The sequence below is a fragment of the Parafrankia discariae genome (assembly GCF_000373365.1).
Taxonomy (GTDB): Bacteria; Actinomycetota; Actinomycetes; order Frankiales; family Frankiaceae; genus Parafrankia; species Parafrankia discariae.
In genome coordinates, this window is sequence record NZ_KB891129.1 from 1 (window position 1) to 6,295 (window position 6,295).

Below are 6,295 nucleotides of genomic sequence, written 5' to 3' on the forward strand. Positions count from 1 at the left end.
GAACAGCGTCGCAATCGCCTCGAATGAAAGCTTCGGCGGCTGGACCAAAACCTTCACCGACCCCCGCCTCTGCTCCGCGATCGTCGACCGCCTCACCTTCGACGGCACGATCATCGAGACCGGCACCCAGTCCTACCGCCTCGCCCACACCCGCGCCCGCACCAGCCCGAACGGCCGCCCACCCACCCCGGTCCCCACTCCCACCGACACGACCCAACCCGCCTGAACAGCTGGCCCCCACTCCCACCGACGAACGGTCCCCACTCCCACCTTCATAGCCACATTCCTCGTCGCCGGGGCAGAGCAGGCGCCAGCCCTCGGCGGTGTGGGCGGCGAGCAGCCCGTCGGGGTCGATGTCCGGCCTGGTGGGCAGGGTCCGCCACACGGCCTCGGCGCCGCCGGTGTGCACGGCGGTGTCGCGGTTGCGGTCGGGGGGAAGCAGGGTCAGCGCGGCGCGGGCGCGGCGTTCCCCGGGCGGGACAGGCATGCACGGGACCTTTCACGAGGATGCGGAACAGGCGGGGGCTGGGTGCCCGCCGGTGGTGCGCCCGGCGTTCGGACGCACCACCTGGGGGGCGGCGCAGGGTCAGGCGGACGTGCCGGCCGGCTGTGGGTCGGTGTCAGTGGGGCGGGAGGCTCCCTCGGGGGTGGCGGGCGCCGGCCGGGGCGCGGCCCACGGGAAATGCATGCTCAGCGGTGTGCCGGCCGGGACCGTGCGCGGCTGGGACACCAGGTGGTCGGCGCGCCACGACGCGACGCAGTCGGGGCAGATCGTGCTCGCGTGAGGCGCCTCGTAGTCGACCGTGTCGAGCGGCCAGTCCGTGGGCGCCGCCTCCGGGCACCCATCCGGGAAGAACGGGACCAGATCGGCCGCGTTGAGGAACGGGTTGTCGGGATAGTCCCCGGCGTCGCGAAGCTGGACCAGGACACGGCTGGTGACATCGGAAACATGCATCGGGAAACTCCGTTTCACGGTGGGTGATGGTTTTCCGGTACCCCGGCGCACGACGGGGGCTATCGGAATATGCGCCGCGCATATCGGACCGAATGTCGGATAGCGGTGCGCGGTGGAATCGTAGCTCGTTATACCGACGCGGTAAACAATTCAGCATCACATGTCAGGAACACAGAAAGTTCGCGTTCGAGGATTTTTATCCTGCTGCGGAGACTTTCCCTTCAGCTGTTCGAATGCGTATCGAGAACACTTGCCGGAAGGGCGCCGCTTCAGGTTCCCACTACGTGTCGGTGCTAGTACCGCTGGCTTTATGACCCGCCTGCCTGCGGACCCGGCAGGGGTCGGCGTGGCGGAGGTGCGGTGATGGCGGCCCGGGTCCCGTGACCGTCGGTGTCACACGGTGCGTCGGGACCGAAGCGGGTGTTCGGGTGCCGGGTGTTCGGTCGGCGGGGTAGAGAGCGGGCAGGCTGGTCGGCGCCACCGGAACCGCCTCCATGTGGGGGTGGGTGCTGGGCGGGTGGGGGGCGGGTACCAGGCCGGGTCCGGGGTCAGGTCGCCGGAGTTCAGCCGGGTGCAGTCGGCCTGCGCCTGCTGCCAGGCCTGCCGGGGGCTGCCGTAGTAGGCCGTGCAGGCGGTGTAGGTGGCAGGCGGGGAGGGCGTGGCGTGGTCACGGATCTGGTAGTCACCCAGCCCTTCGATAGCGACCTGGAACCGGGGTGCGGGGAAGCACATGGCGACCTGCTGATAGTCGGCCGGGGTCAGCCGGTGGGGTGTCTTGTCCGCGTCGATCCGCATCAGGATCCGTCTCGGGTGGAGCAGGACCAGGCGGCCGGCGTCGTGCCCGTCAGCGGTCGAAAGGCCCGCGAGGGTTTCCACGCCGTGGTCGTGCTCCGCCGGGCGGGCGGCGGCCCGGTCGATCATCAGGACGCCGTCGTGGAGAAGGATGGTCTCGACGTTGCCGATCGGGGGTGGTGTCGTCATTGCGATCTCCCTTTGCTGACAGTCGTGGGTGCGGAGCGCGAGCACCGGCCCGGCGGTAGGAAAAGGGTGGTGAGGCCTGTGTGCCTGTCGATGACGGCGCGCGTGGCACCCGGAAATCCGGTGCGGTGAACCAGCACCCGACACACGGGCATGGGGGGGATGGCCGCTCGAGGAATGCCCCGGGTGGCCCTTCTCTCCGGTGTTATTTCCCCGGCCGTCTCCGCCAGATCGGGAAACGGGAGGTGCGGGCGCGGGGACGGCGCCCGGCACTGTCATCGCCGCCTGAGAGGAGAGGCGGGTTCCCGTTGCCGGCCGGGGGGAACGGGGCGGGTGGGGGTGTCTGGGGGGCGAGGATGCGGCAGGCGTCGGCGATCAGCCGTGCGGCGACCGGCGTGAACGTGGTCTCGTCGGTGATGGAGGTGCGCCCCTCGGGCCGCCAGCGCTCCGCCGGCTCGGTGAGGAGCGGACTCCAGCCCGCGGGGGTGAGGATGTCCACGGTGGCCGAGGAGGTGTGCTGGTGGTCTTCGTGATGGTCGTAGATGCGGAAGACCCGTACCCGGACCGTGTGCTGCGGCAGGCGGTAGACCCGGAGGAGCTTGTAGCCACGCGCGACATATCCGAAGGTTTCGTGGTGTAGGACAGCGACGCGGTCCACGTCTTCGTCGCAGGTGAGGAAGTACTGCGGTTCGCTGCGGTGGGGATGCCTGGCCGGGCAGGCGTGCAGGTCGGGATCCTCGTCGCGGTCGAGCGCGTCGGTGTCGAAGGGGATGGTGACGATCCACAGGTCCGAGCCGTGCCTGGCCCGGTCACGGGCCCGCTGGACGGGGTCGGTGTGGCGGTAGAGGTCACCGGTGTTCAGCTCGACCGCCATGACGACGCCGAGGGGTTCCCTGTCCTCGAAGGGCTGCGGGGGTGGCGGTGTCTGCTCGGCGGCGGGCGTCTCGTGATCGGCGCGCTGGTGTGCGGCGGGCTGGTGTGCGGCGGGCTGGTTCATCGATGCTCCTTCAACGGTGGGTCGCGGGGGGTGGGCGGCCCGGGGCACAAGGGGGCTGCTGGCCGGCCCCAGGCCGGGGGCTGGTGTCAGCGGAGGCTGCGCAGGCCTCCTGGTCGGGGCGGTGTGGGATAGGGCGGGTGCGGCCCGGTCCGGGCGCGGCCCCCCGAGGGGGGCTGGTGGGGGGCCGCGTCCGGGGTCGGGTTAGGCCGGGCGCAGGGCGCGTAGGGCCGCGCTGGCGATCGCGTTAGCGGTGTCGGCGGGGGNGGGGGGCCGCGTCCGGGGTCGGGTTAGGCCGGGCGCAGGGCGCGTAGGGCCGCGCTGGCGATCGCGTTAGCGGTGTCGGCGGGGGTGCCGAGGGTGANNNCGNGGGCNGGTGGGATCGGNANGTCCTTCTCGTAGCGGGTGATCCACAGCAGGTGGCAGCCANTCGCGGCGAGCCGGCGCAGTCTGATCTCGCCCTGNTNCTTCTCGGAGGTNAGGAATTCCGCGTCGGAGATGACGACGAGNAGGCGGGTGGCGCNGCCGGGATGGTCNAGGCCGAGGTTGGCGGTGAGGAGGTCGANCGCNTGGGTGAAGACCTCGGTGCCGTCGTCNGCNTCGAACTCGGTNACCTTCTGCGGGGCGGCCCCGGGGTGGGTGAGGGGCCGGACNTGCTGTCCGAAGATCACTGTTTGGGTGTGGGTGNNGGGGACGGCGGCGGCGGCCGTGGCGGTGATCCACGCGGCGGAGGCGGCGGGCTTGGCGAACTTGCGCATGGAGCCGGAGACGTCNACNGCGANGCCCAGGCGNAGNGGCGGGTTCGGGANCTTCTTGTGGAGGGTGCGGGTGAAGGGCCGGGCGGTCGGGAGGGCACCGGCGGCGCGTTGCGCGTCAGCGGCCAACGCGCCACGCATCCGCAGCCTTCCGGGTGGGGTGGGGGAGGTGAGGGTGACCGGGGCCCGCCCGGGGACGGCGGCGCGGCGCAGGGCACGGGCCAGCGTTCCCGCTGCGGCTCGTTCGGTGGCTTTCGGGGGGCGGGTGCCGGCGGTGAGGGTCTCTCCGGTCATGGCGTGCCCGGCAGGGTCGGCGGTGATCGCGTCGAGTGTCGCGGCGATCGCTTCCCCGAGTGGTGTGCCCACCCCGGGNCCGGCGGGCATGATCGGCGCGCCGTCCTTCTTCTCCTCCTCGTCGTCGCCGACGATGTCGGCCCACTGCTCGCCGAGGCGGAGCATCGTGGCGATGTCGTCATCGGCGGTGTCCTGCGCGGCGTGCCAGATCCGGCGCAGCTCGGCGAGGTCACCGGCACCGAGGATGTCCTCGCAGATCGCNTCCACCGGGGCCGCTTCGTGCGGGCCGAGGATGCCCGCGTCGGCCCTGGCCAGCAGCAGGGCGGCGGCACGGGCGGCGGCGGTGCGGGTCATCGGCACCGCCGGGGCCGGTGCTCTCCCGGGCGGGACGGGGTGGCCGGCCGGCGGGGACGGCACGGTCGCGGGCGGCGCCGCCGACGGCCCGCCCGGGTCGGGAAGGAACGACGGCAGGATGAGCGTGGTGGCGCTGGCGCGCAGGTAGTGCCGGTCTCCTGCTCGCCGTCCGATCTGGGCGGCTTCGATCCGGGCTTCCTCGAGGAGCATCGCGGCCCGCCCGGCGGCGGTGTTGATCGCGGTNGGGGTGGGCCAGCGGGTGTGGGCGGCNTGNGCNCCTTCATGCGTGAGCACCCCCCACAGGGCCGGGTAGCGCGTCGCGTCCCACGCGGTGCCCTCCACCGTGGTCGGNTCGATGCCGGCGGGCAGGCTNGCCGCGTCGATTTCGATCACCCCGAGGGCGGGGATGTGCACCCCCGGGGCACCCCGCCCGGCACCCGGGGCGCAGGTCACGACCAGGTCCTTGCGCCCAGAGATGGCGGCGATGTCGCGGGTCATGGCGGCGGAGATCCGTAGCCACTCCCCCTCGGGGGCGGGGGCGGGGATGGTCGGGTCGGTGTGGATGTGCTCGGCGGGCATCGCGGGACTCCTCGGCGGGGCGGCGGGTGGGCAGGCTTCGCCCACCCGCCGCACGTCATGGGGTGGCAGGGAAGGGAGGGGTGGGGGTTGGGTTAGATCTGCGTGCCCAGGGCGAGGGGGGTGAGCTTCGCCCCGAACGCCTTCTCGACGGTGTCCGTGACCACGGGCCGGTCCTCGAACGGGGCGATCCCGATCAGGTTCGCGGCGGCGGCGGCGATGCCCAACACGTCCGCGATCCGCTGGAAGGCGATCAGTTCGCGGAGNTGGGGTGACCAGCCGATGTCCCCGGACTCGCGGCGCCGGTGCAGGTTCCGCGCNACGGTCACCGCCCGCCTGTCGATCTTGAGTCGGGTGGCCAGATCGAAATCGGTCGACACTTCGACCTGCACGGAGAACCTGCTCGACAGCGCCTCGGTGAGGATCGCCCCGTGCACGCCCGGGTTGTGCCCGGCGATGATGTAGAAGCCGGGGGCGGCTTCGATCGTCTCGCCCTTGTGCGCCTTCACAATGATCCTTTTCCGGCCGTCCATCGCGGGATAGACCACCGCGAGGACCGCCGGGCTGATCAACGTCGCGTCGTCGATCAACAGGGCCTTGCCTTCCTGCATGGCGGTGATCAGCGGCCCGTAAACGAACTGGTATCTGCCGTCGGGGGTCTGGGTGTACTCCCCAATCAGGTCCCCGACCTGGGTGTCCCCGTCCCCCGCGATCGTGATCAAGTCGTCGCCGAAGGCGGCTTCGATCACGGAAGTCTTGCCCGTGCCGGGCGGGCCGTAGAGCAGGACCGGTACTTCGGCGGCGCGGAGCTTGCGCAGGACGTCGACGTCGGGCAGGTCGGCCAGCTTCCGGGGCCGGTACACCTGCCCCGACGGGCGGATGATCCCCCCGTCCGGCGTCGTGGGCGGAAGGGCCGGCCGGGGCTTCGCCACCGCCGGGGGCGGTGCCGGTGCCGGGGCCGGGCGGGGCTTCGCCACGGGCAGGGTGCCGACACGCCCGGTCAGCGCGTCCTTCGTGGTCGGGCTGGCCGTGTACCGCAGGGGCTTGGCACACGTGAGGGTCGCCTGGCCTGCTGCGGCCAGGCGGTCCAGCGCGTTCCCGACCGCGCCGCCGCTGCGTGCCAGGGCGTTCGCCACGGCCGTCGGCGTATGGGAGTCCGAGGGGTGGTCGAGCAGGTACTGGGCGACCAGGTGGCGCAGCCCGAACGGTGCAAGGCGAGGGCTGGCGGCGGCGTCGGCAGGTGCGGGCGGGGTCGGGGCAGGGCTGCTCATCCTGATCTCCAGGCAGGTAGGGGTACGGGGCGGCCGGGGAATGGGTGGTGTGCGGCGGTGCGGGGGTCGGGCCCCGGGGGCGGGTAGACGCACCCCGGGGCCGGACAGCGGGTGTTGC

The 6,295-nt window shown here is 72.3% G+C and carries 5 protein-coding genes; 1 reads left to right on the forward strand and 4 read right to left on the reverse strand.

The window, feature by feature from the left end:
- On the forward strand, window positions 1-226 hold a 226-nt coding region (locus tag B056_RS35470; RefSeq protein WP_018501121.1), incomplete at its 5' end, for an ATP-binding protein.
- A 360-nt stretch (window positions 227-586) separates the two neighbouring features.
- Here B056_RS35470 and B056_RS0106710 read toward each other — a convergent pair.
- The 4 genes from B056_RS0106710 to B056_RS0106730 all read right to left on the reverse strand — a co-directional run bounded on the left by B056_RS0106710 (window position 587) and on the right by B056_RS0106730 (window position 6,177).
- Complete coding sequence (locus B056_RS0106710) at window positions 587-955, reverse strand: hypothetical protein (protein WP_018501122.1); 369 nt, start codon at window positions 953-955, stop codon at window positions 587-589.
- 393 nt (window positions 956-1,348) lie between these two features.
- The gene (locus B056_RS0106715) at window positions 1,349-1,936 is read right to left on the reverse strand and encodes a hypothetical protein (protein ID WP_018501123.1); all 588 of its coding nucleotides are present in this window, start codon (window positions 1,934-1,936) and stop codon (window positions 1,349-1,351) included.
- Between the two features lie 202 nt (window positions 1,937-2,138).
- On the reverse strand, window positions 2,139-2,930 hold the full coding sequence (locus tag B056_RS0106720) for a hypothetical protein (protein WP_018501124.1): 792 nt from the start codon (window positions 2,928-2,930) through the stop codon (window positions 2,139-2,141).
- A 2,071-nt stretch (window positions 2,931-5,001) separates the two neighbouring features.
- A complete protein-coding gene (locus tag B056_RS0106730) occupies window positions 5,002-6,177 on the reverse strand; it encodes an AAA family ATPase (protein WP_018501126.1) in 1,176 nt (391 codons plus the stop codon).
- Between the last annotated feature and the right edge of the window lie 118 nt (window positions 6,178-6,295).

Excerpts from the sequence above, each read along its gene's own strand:
- B056_RS0106710 (WP_018501122.1), bottom strand. The coding sequence starts at position 955 with ATGCATGTTTCCGATGTCACCAGCCGTGTCCTGGTCCAGCTTCGCGAC.
- B056_RS0106715 (WP_018501123.1), bottom strand. The coding sequence starts at position 1,936 with ATGACGACACCACCCCCGATCGGCAACGTCGAGACCATCCTTCTCCAC.
- B056_RS0106720 (WP_018501124.1), bottom strand. The coding sequence starts at position 2,930 with ATGAACCAGCCCGCCGCACACCAGCCCGCCGCACACCAGCGCGCCGAT.